Source organism: Fusobacterium sp. DD2, from assembly GCF_018205345.1.
In the GTDB taxonomy this organism is placed as follows: domain Bacteria; phylum Fusobacteriota; class Fusobacteriia; order Fusobacteriales; family Fusobacteriaceae; genus Fusobacterium_A.
Map to the genome: position 1 here is coordinate 1 of NZ_JADRHM010000033.1, position 22789 is coordinate 22789.

Below are 22789 nucleotides of genomic sequence, written 5' to 3' on the forward strand. Positions count from 1 at the left end.
AGAGGCTGATAAAATCAGCCTCTTTTATTAATTTATCTTAAAAACTATTTATCAGAAATAGATTCTACTCCTGGTAATTTTTTACCTTCTAGGTATTCTAGAGAAGCTCCTCCACCAGTAGAGATGTGAGTGAATTTATCAGCATATCCAAGGCTTATAGCAGCTGCAGCTGAGTCTCCTCCACCTATAATAGTAGTTGCTCCTTGTAGGTGAGCTATAGCTTCACATACTCCAATTGTTCCTTTTGCGAAGTTAGGCATTTCGAATACACCCATTGGTCCATTCCATACAACTGTTTTTGCTCCAGAGATCTCTTTAGCAAATAATTTTACAGTTCCTTCTCCAACGTCAAGTCCCATTTCATCAGCAGGGATAGCATCTACAGATACTGTTTTGTGAGGTGCATCATTTTTGAATTCTTTTGCTACAACTGTATCTATTGGAAGAACTAGTTTTCCATTAGCTTTAGCAAGTAATTCTTTAGCTAAATCTATTTTATCTTCTTCAACTAGAGATGTTCCTGTAGCTTTTCCTTGAGCTCTTAGGAATGTAAACATCATAGCTCCACCAACTAGTACTTTATCAGCTTTAGTTAGTAAGTTTTCGATTACTCCTATCTTATCAGATACTTTTGCTCCTCCTAATATTGCTACTAGAGGTCTTTCAGGATTATCTACTGCTCCTCCTATGAATTTGATTTCTTTTTCCATTAAGAATCCTGCAGCAGTTTTTCCTTCTCCTATATTTGCAGCTATTCCAACATTTGAAGCGTGAGCTCTGTGAGCAGTTCCAAATGCGTCATTTACAAATAGGTCTCCAAGTGATGCCCAGTATTTTCCTAATTCAGGATCATTTTTAGATTCTTTTTTACCATCAAGGTCTTCAAATCTTGTATTTTCAAACATCATGATTTGTCCATCTTTTAATTCAGCAACAGCTTTTTCAAGTTCTGCCCCTCTAGTTGCAGGAACAAATTTAACTGGTTGTCCTAAAAGTTCAGCAAGTCTTTCTGCAACTGGTCTTAATGATTTAGATTTTAAATCATCTTCAGTTTTTACTTTTCCAAGGTGAGAGAAAGCAATTACTCTTCCACCATGTTCAAGTACATATTTTATAGTTGGTAATGCAGCAACTATTCTATTTTCATCAGTTATTTTTCCATCTTTCATAGGTACGTTAAAGTCAACTCTCATTAAAACTTTTTTACCTTTTACATCTAAATCTGTAACTATTTTCTTAGCCATTTCTGACCTCCCATTTAATTTAAATTTCAACTATAGTATCTTTAAAAATAGCGGAACGTTGAAGTTCCGCTATTCTGTTCTATTTAGTTAATTAAATTTTGTAAACTTCAATTATTTAGAAATTTCAACAAATTTTTTAAGAGTTCTTACTAATTGAGAAGTGTAAGACATTTCGTTGTCGTACCAAGCAACAGTTTTAACTAATTGTTTGTCTCCAACTGTCATAACTTTTGTTAGAGTTGCATCAAATAATGATCCAAAGTGACATCCAACGATATCGCTAGAAACGATTTCATCTTCGTTGTATCCGAATGATTCGTTTGCAGCAGCTTTCATTGCAGCGTTTACTTCTTCAACAGTTACATTTTTTTCAAGTACAGTTACTAATTCAGTGATTGATCCTGTAATTACTGGTACTCTTTGAGCAGCTCCATCTAATTTTCCTTTTAATTCAGGAATTACTAATCCGATAGCTTTTGCAGCTCCAGTTGTGTTAGGAACGATATTTGCAGCAGCAGCTCTTGCTCTTCTCATATCTCCTTTTCTGTGTGGACCATCTAGAGTATTTTGGTCATTTGTATAAGCGTGGATAGTTGTCATTAATCCTTCAACGATTCCAAAGTTATCTTGTAATACTTTAGCCATTGGTGCTAAACAGTTAGTTGTACAAGAAGCTCCTGAAATAACTGTTTCAGTTCCATCAAGGATGTTGTCGTTTACGTTGTAAACTATTGTTTTTAGATCTCCTTTAGCTGGTGCAGAAATAACTACTTTTTTAGCTCCTGCTTTGATATGAGCTTCAGCTTTAGTTTTGTCTGTGAAGAATCCAGTACATTCAAGAACAACGTCTACTCCTAATTCTCCCCAAGGTAATTCTTCAGGATTTGCTTTAGCGAATGTTTTTACGCTGTGTCCGTTTACTACGAATTCTCCTTCTTTAACTTCTACTGACCCTTCAAATCTTCCGTGAGCTGAGTCATATTTTAATAGGTGTGCTAACATTTTAGTGTCTGTTAAGTCGTTGATTGCTACAACTTCTAATTCTGGGTTCCCCATTATTAATCTGAATGCTAATCTTCCAATTCTTCCGAATCCATTAATTGCTACTTTAACTGCCATCTTATATTCCTCCTAAATTCTTTATTATTATGTAAATATACTTTATGTTTCTTATCGTCTACATAAAATATATAACATGTACAATCCTTTGTCAATTAACTCTTAAGCAATATTTTTATAAGGGTTAATTTTAATCTTTTTCCGATTACTTTTTTACCATCTGTCGGGAATGTAACATACTACTGTACGGGTTTTTTACTAGATTTAATCTAGTCTAAACCTAACAGCTTTTTCATATCATCTGGAAGCTTTGTTTCAACAGTTATCAACTTTCCTGTATCTATTTCAGAAAACTGTGTCTTATATGAGTGGAGCATCTGTCTATCTGCTCTGTTATCAGCACCGCCGTACAATTCATCCCCAAGTAGTGGATATCCCTCAAGAGCCATATGAGCTCTTATCTGATGAGTTCTTCCAGTAAATAGCTGTGCTTCTATAAGTGTAAGATTTTTATCTTCAAATCTTTTTATTACTTTTATTCTTGTTTTTGCATCCTGTCCTCCATCTTCTGGAGCTAATTCCACACGACGAAGTTCATCTCCTATCTTACCAATAGGTCTTGTTATATCAAATTCATCCTTTTCTACAATACCCTTTACTATGGCCATATAGAATTTATTTACTACACCTTTTTCCTGAAGGTATGCCTGTGCATGGGCATTTTTAGTAACTATGATAATACCTGAAGTATTCATATCCAGTCTGTTGTAAAATCTTGGTACCATAATCTTACCAGTTGTCTTAAGAAAATAGTTTACAACTCCATTAGCAAGAGTCTTGTCCACTTTTTTCTGTGTTGGATGAACTATTATATATGGTTCCTTATTTATAAGGAGAAGGTTTTTATCCTCATACACCACATCTATAGGAATATCCATAGGCTTTATTCCTGTTGATTTTTCCTTCTCTTTAATCAGGACCTTTCCATCTTTTTTAACTTTTTTACTATTATTTTTTACTCTTTTTCCATTTAGATATATCTCTAAATTTCTCAAACCTCTTCCTGAATATCCCTTTGACTCTTTCAGATAATTTCCAATTTCATACCCATCATATTCAGGTTCTACTATATATTTTTTTATCAATTTTTACCTCACCAAAAACTTTCTATTTACATATATTGTACTATAAGAATAAAAAAAAGTTAACTGTTATTTTAATAATTTCAAGGGTTTTAAGTGGTTTCTGCACTAATTGCAGACATTATTTTTTGTTGCATTTTCCATTTTAACATTATATAATTTTAAAATACTTAATGTTCTGATTAATAAAATTAAGCCTAAAAATAGTACTATAAATCTTGTTAATAATCTTTATATATATTTCTATGCACAAATAAAACTTTACGAAAGGGACATTTGAAATTACTGAAAAAAGGAGAGCACTATGTCAAAAAGAACACTTATTTTAACTGGAATTTTTATTTTAATTGTTGGGATTTTTTGGAAATTTACCTCAGGAAAAGGGGCTAAAGAGGAAAAAATCACTCCTCCTGAGATAAGAGTTGGAATACTTTCAATTGATGATGTACTTCCAATTGTTGTAGCTCAAAAAGAGGATGCTTTTGCAAAAAATGGTTTAAATGTAAAGATCTATCCATTTAAAAGCAGCTTGGATGAATCTAAGGCAATGGAAGCTGGGGAACTTGATATTATTATGAATGATATGATTGTACAGGGACTTATGAAAAAAGCTGGAGTGGATACAAAAATCCTATCATATGCTTTTGGAGCTAATGTGAAAGAGGGGCGTTTTGTAGTTGTATCATCACCTGATAGTGGAATTTATAAGCCAGAAGATCTATATGGTAAAAATGTAGCTATCTCAACTAATACCATGATGGAATACCTTATAGACAGCTATGAGGAAAATCTTGGTCTTAATCCAGATAAAATAGAAAAATTAAATGTTCCAAATCTTATTCTTAGAATGGAAGCTGTAATTGAAGGGCGTGATATCAATTCAGCTATTCTTCCTGACCCACTTGCAAGTTTTGCAATATCTAAAGGTTGTATACCTGTTATTGACGATACAAAGCTTAGTGAAAACTACTCACAGTCTGTTATCTTAGGAAGAGATAAATTTATCAAAGAAAACAGAGATGCTGTTAAAAAATTTATGAAGGTATATTTTGATACTATGGAAGAGATCAATAAAAATCCTGATAAGTATAGAGAGCTTGCTATGGAAAATGCAAGGGTACCAAAATCACTTCATGAAGATTATGTAACTCCTCACTTTACTCCTTATAAGGTTCCTGGTGAAAAAGATGTTGAAAGAGTGAGCAACTGGCTTGTTAACAAAGGCCTTATAAAAGAGGGATACAGATATGAGGATATGGTCACTAAGGAATTTATTGATGTAAAATGATGGAAACTATTTACAGATTAGAAAATATCACTCACAGATATTCACAGGAGAAAACTCTTTTTTCCAATCTTTCACTGGAGATAAAAAGAGGGGAACGATGGGCAATATTAGGTCATTCAGGGTGCGGTAAAAGCACCCTTTTACAAACTCTTGGTGGTCTTGTTACTCCTACATCAGGTGAAATTTATTACAGGGATAAAAGGCTTTTAAAACCTGAAAAAACCATACAGATAATATTTCAGGAGTATGGGCTTTTTCCATGGAAAAGTGTAGAGGAAAATATTGCACTTCCTCTAATTTTAGAAAAAAGGAAAAAAGATGAGATCTCTTCTAAGGTAAAAGAGTATCTTGTGGAGTTTAATCTTTCAGAGCATACAAATAAACATCCCTATGAACTCTCAGGTGGAGAGAGGCAAAGAGTTGCTATATGCAGAGCTATGATCAGTAATCCCCATGTACTTTTAATGGATGAGCCATTTTCAGCATTAGATGAGCTCATTAGAGAAAAACTCCAGGATTATGTTCTATCTCTTTCTGATAAGAAAAATATCACAACTATAATAGTTACACACAGTATAAAAGAGGCTATAAAGATGGCTCATAAGATTTTGCTATTTTCTCCTAAAAGCTCCACTCCTCTTATCTATACTCTTAAAAAAAATATAAAAGAGAGGACTCCTCAATATTTAGAAGAGGTTGCCTGTACATTAAAAGATCAGTTGAAAGGAGAAAATGATGAAATATAGAGGTCTTGTTATTGCTAATATAACTCTTATACTTTTATGGGAAGGGGCAAGTCTTGTGATGGATAAACCATTTTTACCAACACCACTTGAATCATTTGCCTCTTTTTTTCATATGGTTTTTTATGGAAATCTCACTTTTCATTTTATGATAAGTCTACTTCGTGTACTTGGAGGAATTGCTATGGCTACTATATTTGCACTCCCTGTAGGTATAGCTATGGGATACAGTAAAAAAGCAGATTCTTTCTTTTCTCCAGTTGTAACTATCTTATATCCACTTCCTAAAATCGTATTCCTTCCTATACTTGTAGTATTTTTAGGTCTTGGAAATCTTCCTAAGATACTTCTTCTCTTTATTATTCTATTTTTTCAGCTTGTAGTATCTATAAGGGATATTGTTAAAAAGGTTCCACAGGAGAGTTACATGTCTATATATTCACTTACTCAGTCATTCTGGGATATCTTAGTCCATCTCATATTTCCATGGGCACTTCCTGATTTTTTAACAGCTATAAGAATATCCATTGGTACATCTATTGCAGTACTCTTTTTTGTAGAGACCTTTGCCTCTTTCAATGGTCTTGGATATCTTATTTTAAATGGAATGGAAAGACGCGAATATCCTGAGATGTATGCTGGAATAATTGGAATGGCTCTTTTAGGACTTATTTTATATTTTTGTGTGCATATTTTGGAAAAAAAATACTGCAGTTGGAAGTTAGGCCTTGAAAAAGAAAGGACCATGCTATAATTCATTTGTTTAATAAGTCACATATATTCCATATACAATACCATACCTAAAAATTTAAAAATTGAATGACTTTTACACTATTTCTACATTATTTTCACAAAATTTAGTTAATTTTTTTTATATTTTATTATATAATATATAGGTAAATAAAAAATAAACTGGGATTTTTTGCAAAAATTTCAATTTAAAGTTTAAGGAGAATCAAATGGCAGTAAAAATTGATGAAGTTTTGGTTTTTGGTATCTCACACAAAGAACTTACAACTGAGGAGAGAGAGATTTTTATTCAGACAAAACCTGAAGAGGTAATTAAGTCTTTATATGAACAGGGAAAAATTGCTGGATATGTAAACCTTTCAACATGTTTAAGAGTTGAATTTTATCTTCAGCTAAGTGAAGGTTTCACTCAGGACCAATTGCTAGAACAGTTTAAATTCCAAAAAGGAATTTTTATAAAATCTGGAGAGGAAGCAACTGAGTACCTGTTTAAAGTAAGTTGTGGATTCTATTCTATTATAAAAGGTGAAGACCAGATATTAGCTCAGATTAAAAAAGCCCATGCAACAGCTATGGAAGAAAATACATCTACAAAAGTTTTAAATACTGTTTTTAATAAAGCTATTCAACTTGGTAAAAAATTTAGAACAGAGAGTAAAATTTGCCACAATGCACTTTCTTTAGAAGCTATTTCTCTAAAATTTATAAAAGAGTCAATCGGATTTTTAGCTGACAAGAAAATACTTATTTTAGGAGTTGGTGATTTGGCCCAAGCTATGTTATACCTTCTTGTAAAGGAGAATGTAAAAAACATAACTGTTACCAACAGAACTCAGCATAAAGCTCTTGCTTTAAAGGAGACATTTAATGTAAATGTAGTTCCTTTTGAAGATAAATTTAAAGCTGTTGCTGAAAATGATGTAATAATAAGTGCAACATCTGCACCACACCTTGTATTACGTCACAGTGATGTGGCACCACTTTTAGACAAAACAAAGGAATATACTCTACTTGACCTTGCAGTACCTAGAGATATTGATGATGAATTGGGAAAACTTGATAATGTCACTCTATTCAACTTAGATGACATTTGGGGTGTATACAATCAGCACCTTGCAACTAGAGATGCCCTTATTGAAGACTACAGTTTCTTAGTTGATAAACAGATGGACAACTTAAGAAAATGGTTTAAATTTTATGAAGAAAGGACAATATAATTGATGAAAAAAAAGATTGTAATAGGAAGCAGAGGAAGTTTACTTGCACTTGCTCAAAGTGAAATGATAATGAAAAGACTTGCAAATCTATTTCCTCAATATGAATTTGAAATTAAAAAGATAGTGACAAGTGGAGATACTGACCTTGTGAGCAACTGGAACAACAGTAACGCCTCTCTTAAAAGTTTCTTTACTAAAGAGATAGAGGTAGAACTTTTAAATGGAACTATTGATCTTGCTGTACACTCAATGAAAGATATGCCTGTAGTATCACCTCCAGGACTTATCTGTGGAGCTGTACCTGATAGAGAAGATCCAAGAGATGTACTTGTATCAAAAACAGGTAAAACTCTTGCAGAGCTTCCTACTAATGCTATTATCGGTACAAGTTCTTTAAGAAGAACTATGAATCTTAAAAATCTTAGATCAGATGTAACAATTAAACAACTTAGAGGTAATATACATACAAGATTAAATAAACTTAAAAATGATGACTATGATGCAATTCTTCTTGCAGCTGCAGGTTTAAAAAGAGTTGGATTAGAGAAAGAGGTTACAGAGTATCTGGATCCTCACAAATTCCTTCCAGCTCCAGCACAGGGAGTACTTCATATCCAATGTAGAGAAAATGATATGGAGATAAGAGAGATCTTAAAAGCTATTCACAATGAAGATATCGCCAGTGTCGTTAGAATAGAAAGAGAATTTTCAAGAATATTTGACGGTGGATGTCATACACCTATGGGATGCTACTCAGAAATAGATGGAGATATGATAACTTTCTCAGGAATATACTTTGATGGTGATAAAGGTTACTCAGGAACTGTCACTGAAAAGATTTCTGATGGAGTTAAAGTAGCTCAAAAACTTGCTGATATTATAAAGGAGAAAATCAATGGGTAAAATAGGTAAAGTATATATAATGGGAGCAGGGCCTGGAGATGCAGAACTTCTTACATTAAAAGGTAAAAGAGCTATTGAGGAAGCTGATTGTGTAGTTTATGATAGACTTATCAATCCTCGTATCCTAGGTTATGCTAAAAAAGATGCAGAACTTATCTATCTTGGAAAAGGAAACACAGAGGGTGGACTTATTCAGGATGAGATTAATAATACAATTGTTGAAAAAGCTAAAGAGGGAAAAATCGTTGCCAGAGTAAAAGGTGGAGATCCATTTGTATTTGGTAGAGGTGGAGAGGAGATTCAAGCTCTATTTGAAAATGGTATAGAATTTGAAGAGATTCCAGGAATTACATCATCTATCTCTGTTCCTGCTTATGCTGGAATCCCTGTAACTCACAGAGGAATGGCTAGATCTTTCCACGTATTTACAGGACACACTATGGCTGATGGACAGTGGCACAACTTTGAGGCTATTGCTAAACTTGATGGAACTTTAGTATTCCTAATGGGTATTAAAAATCTTCCTCTTATTGTTGGAGACCTTGTAAAAAATGGAAAGGATATCAATACTCCTATTGCTATTATTGAAAAAGGTGCTACTGCAGACCAGAGAGTTACTGTTGGAACTTTAGCAAATATATTAGAGATTGCAAAGGCTAAGAAAATAGTTCCTCCTGCTATCACTATTATTGGAGAGGTTGTAACTTTAAGAGATACATTTAAATGGTTTGAAGATTGCAAACTATTTGGTAAAAAGATTCTTGTTACAAGAGATAGAAGACAGGCTGGAGAATTTTCAGATAAGATAGAAAAAATGGGTGGAAATGCTGTTGAACTTCCTCTTATAGAGATAGAATCAACTTGTGAAAAATTTGATGCTAAAACTCTTAAGAACTATTCAACTCTACTATTTAACTCACCAAATGGTGTAAGAGAGTTTATGGATAAAATAGAAGATGTAAGAGATATGGCACACCTTAAAATAGGAGCTGTTGGAAGTAAAACTAAAGAGCTTCTTGAAGGGTACAAATTAAAAGCTGACTTTATGCCAGAAGAGTATCTTATAGATAGACTTGCTGAGATGTCAGTAAAATACACAAATCCTGGAGAAAATATTTTGATTATCACTTCAGATATATCTCCTTGTGATCCTGAAAAATACAACTCTTTATATAAAGATAGACACTTTGATAAGATAGTTGCTTATAAGACTAAAAAAATCATAAGAGATAAAAAAGAGGTATTAGATACACTTAAATCTGTAGAGGTAGTTACATTCTTAAGCTCATCTACAGTTGATGCCTTTATGGAGAGTATAGAGGGAGACCTTGAAGCTGTAAAAGATATAAAATTTGCTTCAATTGGTCCAGTTACAAGTGAAACAATGAGAAAACATGGTCTATCTGTAGACTATGAAGCTAAAATTTATAATGTAGACGGTATTATAGAAGCTATAAAATAGCTCAAGGAGGCAAAAAATGTTTACAAGAACAAGAAGACTTAGAAGTTCAAAACTTTTAAGAGAGGTTGTAAGAAACGTAAGACTTAGTATTGACGAACTTATCTACCCTATATTTGTTGAAGAGGGAGAAAATATAAAAGAAGAAATCCCATCAATGCCTGGACAATACAGATTTTCATTAGATAATCTTGCACCAGAGCTTGATGAATTAAGAGATCTTGGAATCAAGACTTTAATAGTTTTCGGTATTCCAAAACACAAAGATCCAGTTGGTTCAGAAGCTTACAATCCAAAAGGAATCGTACAGGAAGCTGTAAGATTTATCAAAAAGAATTATCCTGAATTCCTTATCATAACAGACGTTTGTATGTGTGAATACACATCTCACGGACACTGTGGAATATTAGATGGTTGCGACGTTAAAAATGATGAAACTATTAAATATATAGCTAAGATAGCTGTTTCTCACGTAGAGGCTGGAGCTGATATTGTTGCTCCTTCAGATATGATGGATGGAAGAATTTTAGCTATCAGAGAAGCATTAGATGAACATGGATATGTAAATACTCCTATTATGGCATACAGCGTTAAATATGCATCAAACTACTATGGACCTTTCAGAGATGCAGCTGACTCTACTCCTAGCTTTGGAGATAGAAAAACTTATCAAATGGACTATAGAAGTTCTAAAGAGTTCTATAGAGAAGTTGAATCTGACATTGAAGAGGGAGCAGACTTTATAATGGTTAAACCTGCCCTTGCTTACCTTGATGTTTTAAAAGCTGTTGAAAATGTTTCTCTTCCAGTAGTTGCTTACAATGTAAGTGGTGAATACTCTATGGTTAAAGCTGCTGCATTAAATGGATGGATCAACGAAAAAGGTATAGTTATGGAAAACATGTATGCTATGAAGAGAGCTGGTGCAGAACTTATCATTACTTACCACGCAAAAGATATTGCTAAATGGGTAAAAGATGGAGAGGTTACACTTTAGGAGGTAAAAATGAATCACGAAATTTCAACAGAGATATTTAAAAAGGCTGAAAAATATATTCCAGGTGGAGTAAACAGCCCAGTTAGAGCTTTTAAATCTGTAAATAGAAAAGCTCCAATATTTGCTTGCAAAGGTAAAGGTGCAAGAGTATGGGACGAAGATGGAAATGAATATATAGACTTTATCTGTTCTTGGGGACCTATGATATTAGGACACAATGCAGAAGTAGTAATGAATGGAGTAAGAGAAGCTATTGAACATGGAAGTTCTTTTGGACTACCTACTAAAATGGAAGTTGAATTAGCCCAGCTTATTACAAAATGCTGCCCATCAATAGAAAAAGTTAGACTTACAACATCTGGTACAGAAGCTACAATGTCTGCTGTAAGACTTGCAAGAGCTTATACTAACAGAAATAAAATAGTAAAATTTGAAGGATGTTATCACGGTCACTCAGATGCATTACTAGTTAAATCTGGATCTGGACTTTTAACTGATGGATACCAGGATAGTAACGGAATTACTGAGGGAGTATTAAAAGATACTGTAACGGTACCTTTTGGAGATATAAAAAAATTAAGAGAAGTTCTAGAAACAAAAGAGATGGCTTGCCTAATTATGGAACCTGTTCCAGCAAATATGGGAGTTATCCATCCAGATGTAAACTTCTTAAAAGAGGTAAGAGAACTTTGTACTCAAACTGGAACACTTCTAATATTTGACGAAGTAATTTCAGGATTCAGATTAGCTCTAGGTGGAGCTCAGGAATACTTTGGAATCACACCTGATATGACTACACTTGGTAAGATTATAGGTGGAGGATACCCAGTTGGAGCTTTTGGTGGAAGTGCTAAAATAATGGATCTTGTAGCTCCAGTAGGAAGAGTATATCACGCTGGTACATTATCAGGAAACCCTGTATCTGTAAGAGCTGGATATGAAACTATCAACTATTTATACAACCACAAAGATGAAGTATACAAAACACTTGCTGAAAAAGTAGATTATATAGTAACAAGAGCAAGAAAATCTGCTGCTAAACATGGAGCACCTGTTGTTATCAACTCAATTGGTTCTCTATTCACTATATTCTTTACAGATAGAAAAGAGGTTAAAAATCTTGAAGATTCACTATCTTCTGATACTGAAAACTTCGCTATCTACTTCAATACAATGTTAGAGAATGGAATTATCTGCCCTCCATCTCAATTTGAAGCTCACTTCTTATCAATGGCTCACACTCAGGCAGACCTTGATAGAGCATTAGAAGTTATGGATATGGCTTTTGAAAAGATTGGAGCAAGAGTAAATGCAAAATAAATTTTTTCCTCTATTTGTAGATATTACAGGTAAAAATATCCTTATTGTAGGTGCTGGAAAGATAGCCTACAGAAAAGCCTGCACTCTATTAGAGTATGGTGCTGATATCACTGTTGTTACAAAAGAGGTAAGTGAACCTGAGTTTTTAAACCTTAAAGAGGTTCACATTGAAATAAGAGAGTTTTCTCAACATGACCTGGAAGATAAATTTTTAGTTGTAGCTGCAACTGACAATGAGGAGTTTAATAACTACATATACAATCTATGTAAGCTTTCAAATATACTGGTAAATAATATCACTTCAAAAGTTGATATGAACTGTAGATTTGCAAGTATTGTAGAGACACCTGAATATCAGATAGGAATATCTGCTAAGGGAAATCCTGTTAAATCCAAGGCACTTAAGGGAAAACTTAAAGAGTTTTTAGAAAATTTAAACCAGTAATTATATTGGAGCTGTTGCAAAACTGTAAAAATAGAATTCTCGATATTAGAAATAGTTTCGTAATTTATGCAGCGAAACAGAATACTGAAAATTCGACTGTCTGAACGCAGTGAGTTTCGGATTTTCTTTCTGTAAGCAATATAAATAGAAACTATTGATACCGGAGAGAATTATATTTTTATGATTTTAAAATGTAACAGCTCCTTTTTTCTTTATTTGATTTCCATATCCCCATATATTATAATAAAAATAGAAGAGTAATAAAAAAACAGAAGACGGGGTGGATTTATGAAAATATATGATATTACTATAATCGGTGCAGGTGTCATTGGAGCAAGTGTTGCAAGAGAGCTTTCAAAATATGAGCTTTCAACTCTTTTAATTGAGGGAGAAAATGATGTATCTATGGGTTCAAGTAAGGCTAACTCTGCTATTGTCCATGGGGGATATGCTGAATCTCACTCTAAAGTAAAAGGAAGAGTATGCTATCAGGGAAGAGTTCAGTTTGACAGGTTAAATAAAGAGCTGAATTTTGGATTTAGAAAAAATGGATCTTTAGTTATAGCTTTTGAAGAGGAGGATCTTCCTAAACTTAAGGAGTTAAAAGCAAATGGTGAATTAAACGGACTTAAGGATCTATCTATTTTAACTCATGATGAGATAGTAGCTATGGAACCAAATATCAATCCAGAAGTAAAATATGCCCTATACTGTAAAGGTGCTGGAATCTGTTCTCCATATGAGTATGTTATAGCTCTAACTGAAAATGCCATTGAAAATGGAGTTGAACTTAAATTAAACTCTAAAGTTATAGGTATCAAAGAAATCCAAGAAAATGATAAGAGATATTTTGAAATAGAAAATGAAAAGGGAGAAAAGGTATATAGCTACTTTATTGTAAACTCAGCTGGACTTGGTGGAGCAGAAGTTGCAAAATTAATTGGTGATACCAGCTTTGAGATATATCCACGTTCTGGAGAGTATATGCTACTTAAAAGAGGATATGGAGAGCTGGTTAAACAGGTGGTTTTCCAAATGCCAAGTAAACTTGGTAAAGGAATTCTTGTAACTCCTACATATCATACAAATCTTTTAATTGGTCCTGATGCATTAAATGAAAATGCTGTGGATCTTAATACCCACGTAGAGAGACTTTCTAAGATATTTAAACAGGCACTTCACAGTATTCCATCTCTTGATATCAACCAGTTTATCAGAAGTTTTGCTGGAGTACGTGCTGTAAGTTCAACTGATGATTTTATTATAAAGGTATCAGATGCAAATCCTGGATTTATTCTTGCTACAGGAATTCAATCTCCTGGACTTACTTCATCACCAGCTATTGCACAGGAAGTAGTGGAGATATTAAAAAATCAGGGAGTTAAACTTAATAAGAAAAAAGATTTTAATCCTAATAGAAAGGGAATAGTGTGTGATCCAAATGAAAAGATATGGGCTCAAGGAAAGGATATCAAGAAATATGTAGATCTTCCAAAGGGAGATCCAGAGCGTTTTGTATGCCGTTGTGAGCAAGTAAAAGAATCAACTATTGAAGATGCTTTAAATAGAAATATTGAGGTTACAACTGTAGATGGAATAAAAAGACGTACCCGTGCTGGAATGGGGCTATGTCAGGGAAATTTCTGCAGAACAAGAGTTTTTGAATATTTAAAAGAAAAAGTTGGAGAAAAAGCTGATATCAATACAGATGTTGAGGATAAACATATTTCAAGAGTATCAAAGGCAGAACTTGTAAAATCTATAAAAGAAAATTAAAACAAAAATGGGGAGTTAAAACAGCTCCCCATATTCTATATTATTATCTTCATTATATTTTATTATCTTTCTTACCTTTTCAAAATCAGGATATATCTCCTCTTCAAAAGCCATATTTAAAATATTGGTTACCTTTGACCAGATCTGTACATAGAGGTCTATATTTTCCTTCACACTCTCTTCTGACTCACCTAATTTCAAAGCAAGGATTGTAAGTTCAAGTTTTAATATTTCAGGTTCGTCCATCAAAATATCAAAGGCATTTTTTAATTTTAACAGCATCTCAAGATTACGTATCTTATAGGCAACAGCAATCTCCTCTACCATATCTCTTTTTGCCTCTGTAAATATATTGGGTCCCTCTTCCATATTCAATATTTTATCCTTAAATCCTTCTTCCTTCCCACTCATAATATATCCTCCCCCTAAATATATTAACTGAATTAATACTTTGTGGTTAATTCAATTATACCCTTTTATCCAATTAATTCCAAATTTTTGTATTTTATTATTGATAGTATACATATTTTAACTGGTATAAAAATATGTAATATTTACACCCATATACAGATTAATTTTTAGATTTAATTTTCTTAATTTTGTACTTTTAATATTATTCCTATTCTGGAAAACACTTTGCTCTTTTTCTTATAACACTCATCAATTGAAGATTATAAAAGATAAAAAGACTTTTGTTATAGATTTTTATCAGTTCAAAATGTACCAAAAAATTATTTTATTATTGATAGTATACATATTGTAAGATAATATTTATATTTTTTCAAAGTAGAAATAAAATTTTTATTCTTTTTTTATTATTATTGTTTATATACATATTTTCTTATATTGGAATTTTATGTTCCATCTTCTAAATATATACATATTAATATAATATATCTGACTTATTTGATATTTTAATAGATACCTATTATATCCTCTCTTTCATACTGCTACTTTTTATTTATGTTAATAGTTATATCCATTAATATTTTTAATAGTTACTATTTTATTCCAAAAAATAAAAAAGTAACTCTCTTGTAAAGGAGTTACTTTATTAATGTATGGATACATATGTCTTTTTTCTATGACCACGCTTCACTGCTGTATTCCTTCTTAACCATAGTATGGAGAAGATCAATAAATTTTGCCATATAGTCACTTTGCACAACACCTTTATTAGTAACTATCTGGATCTTAAGTTCCTCTGTCTGATTTTTAAGTGGGAATATAAATAGAGGGTTATCTCTATTCTTTTCATTATATAGATGTGCTCTTTTTATAACTATTGTTGGGCACACCCCAGCAGCCAGATTTGCATTACATAGAGCTATCTGAGTTTCATAATCCCCTGTGTAGTATAAAATATTAAGGTCCACATTATCCCTTTGAGCATAGTGCATCAAAATCCCATGAATAGTTGTAACCTCTGCATTACTTACAAGTGGAACATCTTTAAACTCTTCCAATGCTATACCTTTTCCAAATCTTTTGATATCTTCTTTTTTATAGTACTTGTCAAATAAAGTACGTGAAATAAGAAAATAAAGTTTATCTTTCCCTAGAGAGACAATATTAAATTGAGGACTTCCCTGGGTATTAAGATCCAATATCATATCTATCTCCTCTTTTAGAAGCATCTGTTCCAGAGTTCTGGTATCTCTTATTACAAATGATATGATTACCTTTGGAAAATATTTGTTGTATTCAGTTAAAAGACTTGAAAGAATAACATTAATTCTAGTACCATTGACACCTATAGTAAGTTTTTGTTTACTCTCTCCCTTTAATTTATCCAGCTTTTTTTTGAACTTATCCTCTAAAGTTTTCATATCACATAGAGTATTATAAAGCTCCTGACCAGCTGGGGTGAGAGAAAGTCTCGGTCTTCTTTTAAAAAGTTCTACATCATATTCCTCTTCCAATCTCTTAATATGATCACTTACACATTGCTGAGTTACAAAAGAACGTGATGCAGCTCTACTGATACTCATTTCTTCCACTACTGTCATAAATATTTTCAGTCCTGCTAACACTTTTTCACCTCCTCTTTTTTCTAATATACCACTATATTTTTACTAATACAAGTTTTTACTTGTGTATCCCTATATAAAAAACTGTTTTACTTTTTACATTTTTTCAATTATAATCTATTTAAGAACATGAGGAGTTCGGAAAACGTCTTCCAAGTGTTCCATAATAAGTATGTTAAAGTTTAATATGTTGTTTTTTAATTTTATTTAAATATATTTACCATTTGATATGGAGGTTGATTACATGTTCAAAGATCTTCATTCTGAAATTACAAGTTTGGATATACTATTAAACTTACAAATTCAAGTACTTGGACTTACACAAAGAGAAAACAATTCTAGCAACAAAGATGAATTTGCAATGTTATCAGAAAACTATCTTAAATATGCAGAATAATTCTCAAAACAAAAATAGTGCGATTGCCCGTCGCACTATTTTTTTACAAAAAATTACTTGAATTTTCCAAATTTGTAAATATATTTTTGACTTAAACTACATTTTTTTGTATCTTTTTCTTTCATATTGTGATAAAATAAAAAGATATTTAAATTCTATTGTTAAATGGAGGTGTATATGAGTATAACGCTGCTGGATATTAAAGAGGATGTAAATAGATACATCAACATAATATCAACTCTTATGAAAGTGGACGTAGGAGTGGTAGACAGCTCTATGAGAAGAGTCACAGGTACCGGGCTCTACAAAAATATAGCTGGGGTTTCAGCCCTTGGAAGTGTGTATAAAAATACCATTGAAACAGGTAAAACCCATATTATTAAAAATCCACGACAACACCCTTTATGTTCTCAGTGCAAGGATATAGAAAACTGTAAGGAACTCCTTGAGATATCAACTCCTATATACTGCCAGACAGAAATTGTTGGAGTACTTGGACTTGTATGTTTCAGCATTGAGCAAAAAAATATGATCCTTGCAAATCTTGATTCCTACCTGCTTTTTACTAAGCAGATAGCTGAATTTATAGGGATAAAATTTTTCGAACATAAAGAAAATCTTATGCAGAAAGATAGAGAACGTACTCTAAATGAGATAATAAATAACATTAACAAAGGTGTAATCATCTGTGATAAAGATGACAAAATAGTAACTATAAATAATATAGCTGCTACTAAATTTAATCTTGGACAGGAAATGATTGGAAAACATCTGAAGTTAATCAGTCAAAATGATTATCTTATGAATGAAGAGATTTTTAAGATGATTATATCTGAAAGGGAATACAATGTTATAGGTAAAATTATTCCTTTAATGTCTCTTCAAAATAAAAAGGGAAATGCTTTTGTCTTTGAAGATCTGAAAAGAATAAATAAAAATCTTGCTGAATTTTCAACAGATAGCAATAGAATCACAATAAATGATATATATGGAAATTCTGAAATAACTAAGCATCTGAGGGAAAATATTTTAAAAGTGGCCAATAGCCCTTCTACAGTTCTTATTACTGGAGAGAGTGGTACAGGTAAAGAGCTTGTTGCCCGTTCTCTTCATTATCATAGCAATAGAAGGGAGAAACCATTTATAGTTATCAACTGTTCTGCTATACCTGACTCACTTCTTGAGAGCGAACTCTTTGGATATGTAAAAGGGGCATTTACAGGAGCAGATTATAATGGTAGAATGGGAAAATTTGAACTTGCTAATACAGGAGTTATTTTCCTTGATGAAATAGGAGATATGCCACTATATCTTCAGGCAAAGATACTTAGAGTTATACAGGAAAAGAAAATCGAAAGAATTGGATCTAATAAAAGTATTGATTTAGATATTAGAATCATAGCTGCAACAAATGTGGATCTTGAGAAAAAGATTCAGGAAAATAAGTTTAGACGTGATCTCTATTATAGACTTAATGTAATACCAATCACTCTTGCACCATTAAGAGAAAGAAAAGAGGATATAATCCCAATTACAGATTATCTTATTCAAAAATTTAATAATATTTCCCAGAGTTACATCTCCACTGTTGACGACAGTGTCAAAGAGGCTCTTTTAAACTATAACTGGCCTGGAAATATAAGAGAACTTGAAAATACTATTGAGCTTATGTTCAACTTAAGTGGTTCAAGTCATATACTTACAAAAAACCTTTTGCCAGAGAGCATACTTCATTCAAAACCATTTGATGAGATATGTATACAGACAATAATAAAAGACAGTGAAGAGCTGTTGGACTTTGATATTGTAGAGAAGCAGTACCTGGTTAAAGCTCTGGAAAAATATGGAAATTCCACAGAGAGTAAAAAATTTATATCAGCTAAAATGAGAATAGGACTTACAACTCTATATAGAAAAATGAAAAAGTACGGTCTTGAATAATTTTCAAATTGAAAAAAATCAAGAAATTAATTTTTCATTTTGAAAAAATTTTCATTTTGAAAAAAAGTGATATATTCTTTAGCCCTCAATTTATATGATTACACTAAATTATTTTGTTTGGCATGTAAATTGCTATATAATAAGTAATTTGTTTCGCAAATTTATAGAAAAGCTTATATTGAAACAAAATATGTGTGTTTATAATAAAAGGAGGAATTTTCAATGGAAAATACTACAGAAAAAATTGTTAAAATCTTACAAGAGGAATTAGTACCTGCAGAAGGATGTACAGAGCCTATAGCTATTGCATATGCTGCAAGTAAACTAGTTGAAGTATTAGGACACGTACCTGAAAAAGTTGATGCATATTTATCTGGAAATATTATAAAAAATGTTAAAAGTGTAAAAATACCTAGATCAAATGGAATGGTTGGTATAGAAGCAGCTATCGCTATGGGAGCTATCTTAGGAGATTGTTCTCAAGAACTTATGGTAATTGCTCATGCTAATACAAACCGTTTAGATGAGGTTCAAAAATATTTAGATGAAAAAAGAATAAAAGTTATGGTAAATGAGGGAGATGTAAAATTATACATTAGACTTGAAGGAACTTACGAAGATGAAAAAGCTTCAGTTGAAATCCAAAACTACCATACAAATATTACAAAAATAGTTAAAAATGGAAAAGAGATAAAAGGAATGTCTTGTGATGAAGTTTGCAATGAAGACACTATGACTGACAGAACTTTCCTATCTGTAGACCTTATATATGAAATGGCTAAAACAATTGATTTAGCTTTAATCCAACCTTATTTTGAAAGAGTAATAGAATATAACTCAGCTATTGCTAATGAAGGACTTAAAAACACTTATGGAATTGCTATTGGTAAGACTATAAAAGAGGGTATGGAAGAAGGAGTTTACGGAAAAGACTTAAGAAATAAAATGGCAAGTTTTGCAAGTGCTGGTAGTGATGCTAGAATGAACGGATGTTCTTTACCAGTTGTAACTACTAGTGGAAGTGGTAACCAAGGTATGACTTGTTCTCTACCTGTTATCAAATTCTGTGAAGAGAAAAACTTATCTCATGAAGAATTAATAAGAGGGCTTTTCTTCTCTCACATGACAACTATCCATATTAAAACAAACATAGGAAGACTTTCAGCTTACTGTGGTGCTATATGTGCAAGTGCTGGAGTATCTGGAGCTATCTCTTTCTTATCTGGATTATCTCTTCCACAAATAAAATATGCTATTGAAACTACACTTGGAACTCTATCTGGAGTAATCTGTGACGGAGCTAAAAGTTCTTGTGCTACTAAAATTGCATCAGGAATAAGTGCAGCGTTTGATGGATACTATGCAGCATCTAAAAATAGAAAATTTGAATTTGGTGAAGGAATTGTTGGTAGAGATGTAGAATCAACTATCAAAAATGTAGGAACATTGGGGCAAGATGGAATGAAAGTAACTGATGAAGTTATTTTAGATATTATGGTTAAAAACGTTTAATTTTCTTAACCATATTAAAACTATGAATCTATAATATTTTTATATAGAGGTCTATGAAAATTTACAATTTTTAAACAATATTCAATAGGAGGTTATTTTTTCATGGCTAAAATTAAAGACAGCTTAATTATTAAGCTTATACTAGGGGTTGTAGTAGGTCTTATAATAGGACTATACTGCAATGAAAATGTTATTGGAGTAATCCAATCTATCAAATTTGTGTTGGGACAAGTAATTAACTTTACTGTACCACTTATTATCTTAGGATTTATCGCTCCTGCGATTACAAAGATGAAATCTAACGCAAGTAAGATGTTAGGAACTATGCTATTCTTAGCTTATGTATCATCTGTTGGAGCGGCATTCTTCTCAATGATTGCTGGATATACTTTAATACCAAAACTACATATTCAATCTGCAGTTGAAGGTTTAAAAGTTCTTCCAAAATTGATATTTAAAGTTGAGATACCACCAGTATTCTCTGTAATGTCAGCATTGGTACTAGCTCTATTCTTAGGACTTGCTATTGTTTGGACAAAATCAAAACAATTTGAAGCTCTACTTGATGAGTTTAACACTATTATGTTAAAAATAGTTTATGCAATTATTATACCAATACTTCCATTTTTCATAGCTTCTACATTTGCTACACTTGCTTATGAAGGTGGAATTACAAAACAACTTCCAGTATTCTTAAAAGTTGTAATCATCGTTTTAATTGGACACTATATCTGGCTTGCACTTCTATACTCAATAGGTGGAGCAATATCTGGTAAAAACCCTTTAAAACTTTTAAAATGCTATGGACCAGCTTACTTAACTGCTGTAGGAACAATGTCATCAGCTGCTTCTCTACCAGTTGCATTAAGCTGTGCTAAAAAATCTGGAGTGTTACATGAAGATATCGTTGACTTTGCTATTCCATTAGGATCAACTGTTCACCTATGTGGATCAGTTTTAACTGAAGTATTCTTCGTTATGACAGTATCTCAAATCCTTTATGGAGAACTTCCAGCTGTAGGAACAATGGTATTATTTATCATCCTACTTGGAGTATTTGCAATAGGAGCACCTGGAGTACCAGGAGGAACTGTTATGGCATCTCTTGGAATCATCATCAGCGTACTTGGATTTGATGACAGTGGAGTTGCTTTAATGCTTACTATATTTGCTCTTCAAGATAGTTTCGGAACTGCTTGTAACGTAACTGGAGACGGAGCATTAGCACTTATCTTAAATGGTATTTTTGATAAAGAGTTAGCTCAACAAAAGAAAGCTTAATAAATAATTCTGATAAATAAAGAAACTCGGGATCTGCATTGTAAGTCCCGAGCTTTTTTTATAAATCCAATTTTTCAATATCTATTGAGTTTAAAAGGTCTCTAAGTTTTATAAGTTCCTCCTTAGTAAGGGTGATTCCCTTTCCCATCTTAACATGTTCTTCATCCCAGTCACGAATATCTATCTTAGGTTTTCTGGAATTCCATGATATGACATTTACCTCTTTAGTCCATCCCTTTGATGATTCTCCAATTATTCCTAAATGCTCTTCTATATCAAATTTAATCTCTGCCATTTTATCCCTCCCATAATATTTTGTTTCTTTTATTCTATAATATTTATTCAGTTTTATCTACTTTTTTTCAAATAAAAAGGACTCTTTTTCAAGAGTCCTTTCGATTTTACTTACGGTCTTTACAAAATATCTTTCCCCAAGATATTTTAAAGTCCACATAGGATAATATCATTTGAGGTAAAAATTTTTAGCAGATTAAAATTCTTACCCATCTGATATTAGTAAAAAATGGTACTTCACGTTTTACATTTTGAATTTTGCTGATGAGAAAGGGCTTGAAATAAGTCTTCCCCAAGACACTTTTCAAACAAATCCCCACTTACGGTCTCATCAACTATATTCGGTACTTTTAAGGAGTTTTCAGAAAAATATAGCTATTTATATCTTTCTGTTGGTAAAATAAAAACAGATATTTTTATTTAAGAAACACTATATCACAAATCTGTTAACTTTGCAAGTACTTTTTTTTAAGGTGGACAAATTCCCAATTTATAGATATACTTTACATATAGGATTTTTGTTAGGGGGGATAAGATGAAGGGCAAATATTTAATCGTAGACAAAAGCATAGTTCCTGAATATTTTGAAAAGGTGATTGAAGCTCGGGATCTAATCAAAAATGGAAAATGCAACAATGTAAGTGAAGCTGTCAAAATAGTGGGAATCAGCAGAAGTACATATTATAAATATAAAGATTCTGTTTTTCTTCCTTCTGACAATAACATTGGTAAAAAAGCTCTTATTGCTATAATGCTTGAAGATGTGAGAGGGGCTCTTTCACAGATTTTAAACCTTTTATGTTCATTTGAGTGTAATATTATAACCATCAACCAGAATATTCCTATAAATGATACTGCATCAGTTGTAATATCACTTGATGTATCACAGGCAACTATACCAATTGAGGATCTGATTATTAAACTTAAAGATTCTAATTATATTATCTCTGCAAAACTTGTTGCACTAGGATAAAAATTTAAGAGGCTGTTT

Annotated in this window: 21 protein-coding genes; 15 read left to right on the top strand and 6 right to left on the bottom strand. The window is 32.2% G+C overall.

The features are described from left to right. Positions 1–44 precede the first annotated feature (44 nt). From IX290_RS06465 to IX290_RS06475, 3 genes are all read right to left on the bottom strand, one after another. Complete coding sequence (locus IX290_RS06465) at positions 45–1244, bottom strand: phosphoglycerate kinase (RefSeq protein WP_211492395.1); 1200 nt, start codon at positions 1242–1244, stop codon at positions 45–47. A 111-nt stretch (positions 1245–1355) separates the two neighbouring features. Then, positions 1356–2363, bottom strand: a complete 1008-nt coding sequence (gene gap, locus IX290_RS06470; RefSeq protein ID WP_211492396.1) for a type I glyceraldehyde-3-phosphate dehydrogenase — start codon at positions 2361–2363, stop codon at positions 1356–1358. Between the two features lie 209 nt (positions 2364–2572). Then, on the bottom strand, positions 2573–3445 hold the full coding sequence (locus IX290_RS06475) for an RluA family pseudouridine synthase (protein WP_211492415.1): 873 nt from the start codon (positions 3443–3445) through the stop codon (positions 2573–2575). A 304-nt stretch (positions 3446–3749) separates the two neighbouring features. Between IX290_RS06475 and IX290_RS06480 the strand changes: the two genes are divergently transcribed. The 10 genes from IX290_RS06480 (at position 3750) to IX290_RS06525 (ending at position 14343) form a co-directional block, all read left to right on the top strand. Then, a complete protein-coding gene (locus IX290_RS06480) occupies positions 3750–4733 on the top strand; it encodes an ABC transporter substrate-binding protein (protein ID WP_211492397.1) in 984 nt (327 codons plus the stop codon). Then, complete coding sequence (locus tag IX290_RS06485; protein ID WP_211492398.1) at positions 4730–5479, top strand: ATP-binding cassette domain-containing protein; 750 nt, start codon at positions 4730–4732, stop codon at positions 5477–5479. Before IX290_RS06480 ends, IX290_RS06485 begins: the two co-directional genes overlap by 4 nt. Then, the gene (locus tag IX290_RS06490; protein WP_211492399.1) at positions 5469–6230 is read left to right on the top strand and encodes an ABC transporter permease; all 762 of its coding nucleotides are present in this window, start codon (positions 5469–5471) and stop codon (positions 6228–6230) included. The genes IX290_RS06485 and IX290_RS06490 overlap by 11 nt, the downstream gene beginning before the upstream one ends. A 205-nt stretch (positions 6231–6435) precedes the next feature. After that, a complete protein-coding gene (gene hemA / locus IX290_RS06495) occupies positions 6436–7443 on the top strand; it encodes a glutamyl-tRNA reductase (RefSeq protein WP_211492400.1) in 1008 nt (335 codons plus the stop codon). Between the two features lie 3 nt (positions 7444–7446). Continuing rightward, positions 7447–8346, top strand: coding sequence for a hydroxymethylbilane synthase (hemC, locus tag IX290_RS06500; protein WP_211492401.1), 900 nt, complete (start codon positions 7447–7449; stop codon positions 8344–8346). Beyond that, positions 8339–9808 (top strand): uroporphyrinogen-III C-methyltransferase, encoded by a 1470-nt coding sequence (cobA, locus tag IX290_RS06505; RefSeq protein ID WP_211492402.1) that lies wholly within the window; start codon positions 8339–8341, stop codon positions 9806–9808. Before hemC ends, cobA begins: the two co-directional genes overlap by 8 nt. Before the next feature lie 16 nt (positions 9809–9824). After that, complete coding sequence (gene hemB / locus IX290_RS06510) at positions 9825–10802, top strand: porphobilinogen synthase (RefSeq protein WP_211492403.1); 978 nt, start codon at positions 9825–9827, stop codon at positions 10800–10802. A 9-nt stretch (positions 10803–10811) separates the two neighbouring features. Continuing rightward, positions 10812–12122 carry a glutamate-1-semialdehyde 2,1-aminomutase gene (gene hemL / locus IX290_RS06515; RefSeq protein WP_211492404.1) on the top strand — a complete coding sequence of 437 codons (1311 nt, stop codon included), beginning with the start codon at positions 10812–10814 and terminating at the stop codon, positions 12120–12122. Continuing rightward, positions 12112–12567 carry a bifunctional precorrin-2 dehydrogenase/sirohydrochlorin ferrochelatase gene (locus IX290_RS06520; RefSeq protein ID WP_211492405.1) on the top strand — a complete coding sequence of 152 codons (456 nt, stop codon included), beginning with the start codon at positions 12112–12114 and terminating at the stop codon, positions 12565–12567. The genes hemL and IX290_RS06520 overlap by 11 nt, the downstream gene beginning before the upstream one ends. Before the next feature lie 288 nt (positions 12568–12855). Continuing rightward, positions 12856–14343 carry an NAD(P)/FAD-dependent oxidoreductase gene (locus IX290_RS06525; protein ID WP_211492406.1) on the top strand — a complete coding sequence of 496 codons (1488 nt, stop codon included), beginning with the start codon at positions 12856–12858 and terminating at the stop codon, positions 14341–14343. Positions 14344–14358: 15 nt separating this feature from the next. Here IX290_RS06525 and IX290_RS06530 read toward each other — a convergent pair whose 3' ends face one another. Next, on the bottom strand, positions 14359–14754 hold the full coding sequence (locus IX290_RS06530) for a hypothetical protein (RefSeq protein ID WP_211492407.1): 396 nt from the start codon (positions 14752–14754) through the stop codon (positions 14359–14361). A 671-nt stretch (positions 14755–15425) separates the two neighbouring features. Beyond that, complete coding sequence (locus tag IX290_RS06535) at positions 15426–16376, bottom strand: LysR family transcriptional regulator (protein WP_211492408.1); 951 nt, start codon at positions 16374–16376, stop codon at positions 15426–15428. Positions 16377–16617: 241 nt separating this feature from the next. Here IX290_RS06535 and IX290_RS06540 point away from each other — a divergent pair, with 241 nt between their 5' ends. The 4 genes from IX290_RS06540 to IX290_RS06555 all read left to right on the top strand — a co-directional run bounded on the left by IX290_RS06540 (position 16618) and on the right by IX290_RS06555 (position 21504). Beyond that, positions 16618–16770 carry a hypothetical protein gene (locus IX290_RS06540; RefSeq protein WP_211492409.1) on the top strand — a complete coding sequence of 51 codons (153 nt, stop codon included), beginning with the start codon at positions 16618–16620 and terminating at the stop codon, positions 16768–16770. Between the two features lie 177 nt (positions 16771–16947). Continuing rightward, on the top strand, positions 16948–18711 hold the full coding sequence (locus tag IX290_RS06545) for a sigma 54-interacting transcriptional regulator (protein ID WP_211492410.1): 1764 nt from the start codon (positions 16948–16950) through the stop codon (positions 18709–18711). A 222-nt stretch (positions 18712–18933) separates the two neighbouring features. Then, the gene (locus tag IX290_RS06550) at positions 18934–20223 is read left to right on the top strand and encodes an L-serine ammonia-lyase, iron-sulfur-dependent, subunit alpha (RefSeq protein WP_211492411.1); all 1290 of its coding nucleotides are present in this window, start codon (positions 18934–18936) and stop codon (positions 20221–20223) included. 102 nt (positions 20224–20325) lie between these two features. Then, on the top strand, positions 20326–21504 hold the full coding sequence (locus IX290_RS06555; RefSeq protein ID WP_211492412.1) for a dicarboxylate/amino acid:cation symporter: 1179 nt from the start codon (positions 20326–20328) through the stop codon (positions 21502–21504). A 58-nt stretch (positions 21505–21562) separates the two neighbouring features. On the opposite strand, the gene IX290_RS06560 is transcribed toward IX290_RS06555, so the two are convergent. After that, complete coding sequence (locus IX290_RS06560; RefSeq protein ID WP_211492413.1) at positions 21563–21799, bottom strand: PC4/YdbC family ssDNA-binding protein; 237 nt, start codon at positions 21797–21799, stop codon at positions 21563–21565. A gap of 534 nt (positions 21800–22333) precedes the next feature. Here IX290_RS06560 and IX290_RS06565 point away from each other — a divergent pair. After that, positions 22334–22771, top strand: coding sequence for an ACT domain-containing protein (locus IX290_RS06565; protein WP_211492414.1), 438 nt, complete (start codon positions 22334–22336; stop codon positions 22769–22771). Positions 22772–22789: the final 18 nt, after the last annotated feature.

Coding starts and splice junctions, on each gene's coding strand:
- IX290_RS06465 (WP_211492395.1), bottom strand. CDS start 1,244: ATGGCTAAGAAAATAGTTACAGATTTAGATGTAAAAGGTAAAAAAGTT.
- gap (WP_211492396.1), bottom strand. CDS start 2,363: ATGGCAGTTAAAGTAGCAATTAATGGATTCGGAAGAATTGGAAGATTA.
- IX290_RS06480 (WP_211492397.1), top strand. CDS start 3,750: ATGTCAAAAAGAACACTTATTTTAACTGGAATTTTTATTTTAATTGTT.
- IX290_RS06485 (WP_211492398.1), top strand. CDS start 4,730: ATGATGGAAACTATTTACAGATTAGAAAATATCACTCACAGATATTCA.
- IX290_RS06490 (WP_211492399.1), top strand. CDS start 5,469: ATGAAATATAGAGGTCTTGTTATTGCTAATATAACTCTTATACTTTTA.
- hemA (WP_211492400.1), top strand. CDS start 6,436: ATGGCAGTAAAAATTGATGAAGTTTTGGTTTTTGGTATCTCACACAAA.
- hemC (WP_211492401.1), top strand. CDS start 7,447: ATGAAAAAAAAGATTGTAATAGGAAGCAGAGGAAGTTTACTTGCACTT.
- cobA (WP_211492402.1), top strand. CDS start 8,339: ATGGGTAAAATAGGTAAAGTATATATAATGGGAGCAGGGCCTGGAGAT.
- hemB (WP_211492403.1), top strand. CDS start 9,825: ATGTTTACAAGAACAAGAAGACTTAGAAGTTCAAAACTTTTAAGAGAG.
- hemL (WP_211492404.1), top strand. CDS start 10,812: ATGAATCACGAAATTTCAACAGAGATATTTAAAAAGGCTGAAAAATAT.
- IX290_RS06520 (WP_211492405.1), top strand. CDS start 12,112: ATGCAAAATAAATTTTTTCCTCTATTTGTAGATATTACAGGTAAAAAT.
- IX290_RS06525 (WP_211492406.1), top strand. CDS start 12,856: ATGAAAATATATGATATTACTATAATCGGTGCAGGTGTCATTGGAGCA.
- IX290_RS06530 (WP_211492407.1), bottom strand. CDS start 14,754: ATGAGTGGGAAGGAAGAAGGATTTAAGGATAAAATATTGAATATGGAA.
- IX290_RS06540 (WP_211492409.1), top strand. CDS start 16,618: ATGTTCAAAGATCTTCATTCTGAAATTACAAGTTTGGATATACTATTA.
- IX290_RS06545 (WP_211492410.1), top strand. CDS start 16,948: ATGAGTATAACGCTGCTGGATATTAAAGAGGATGTAAATAGATACATC.
- IX290_RS06550 (WP_211492411.1), top strand. CDS start 18,934: ATGGAAAATACTACAGAAAAAATTGTTAAAATCTTACAAGAGGAATTA.
- IX290_RS06555 (WP_211492412.1), top strand. CDS start 20,326: ATGGCTAAAATTAAAGACAGCTTAATTATTAAGCTTATACTAGGGGTT.
- IX290_RS06560 (WP_211492413.1), bottom strand. CDS start 21,799: ATGGCAGAGATTAAATTTGATATAGAAGAGCATTTAGGAATAATTGGA.
- IX290_RS06565 (WP_211492414.1), top strand. CDS start 22,334: ATGAAGGGCAAATATTTAATCGTAGACAAAAGCATAGTTCCTGAATAT.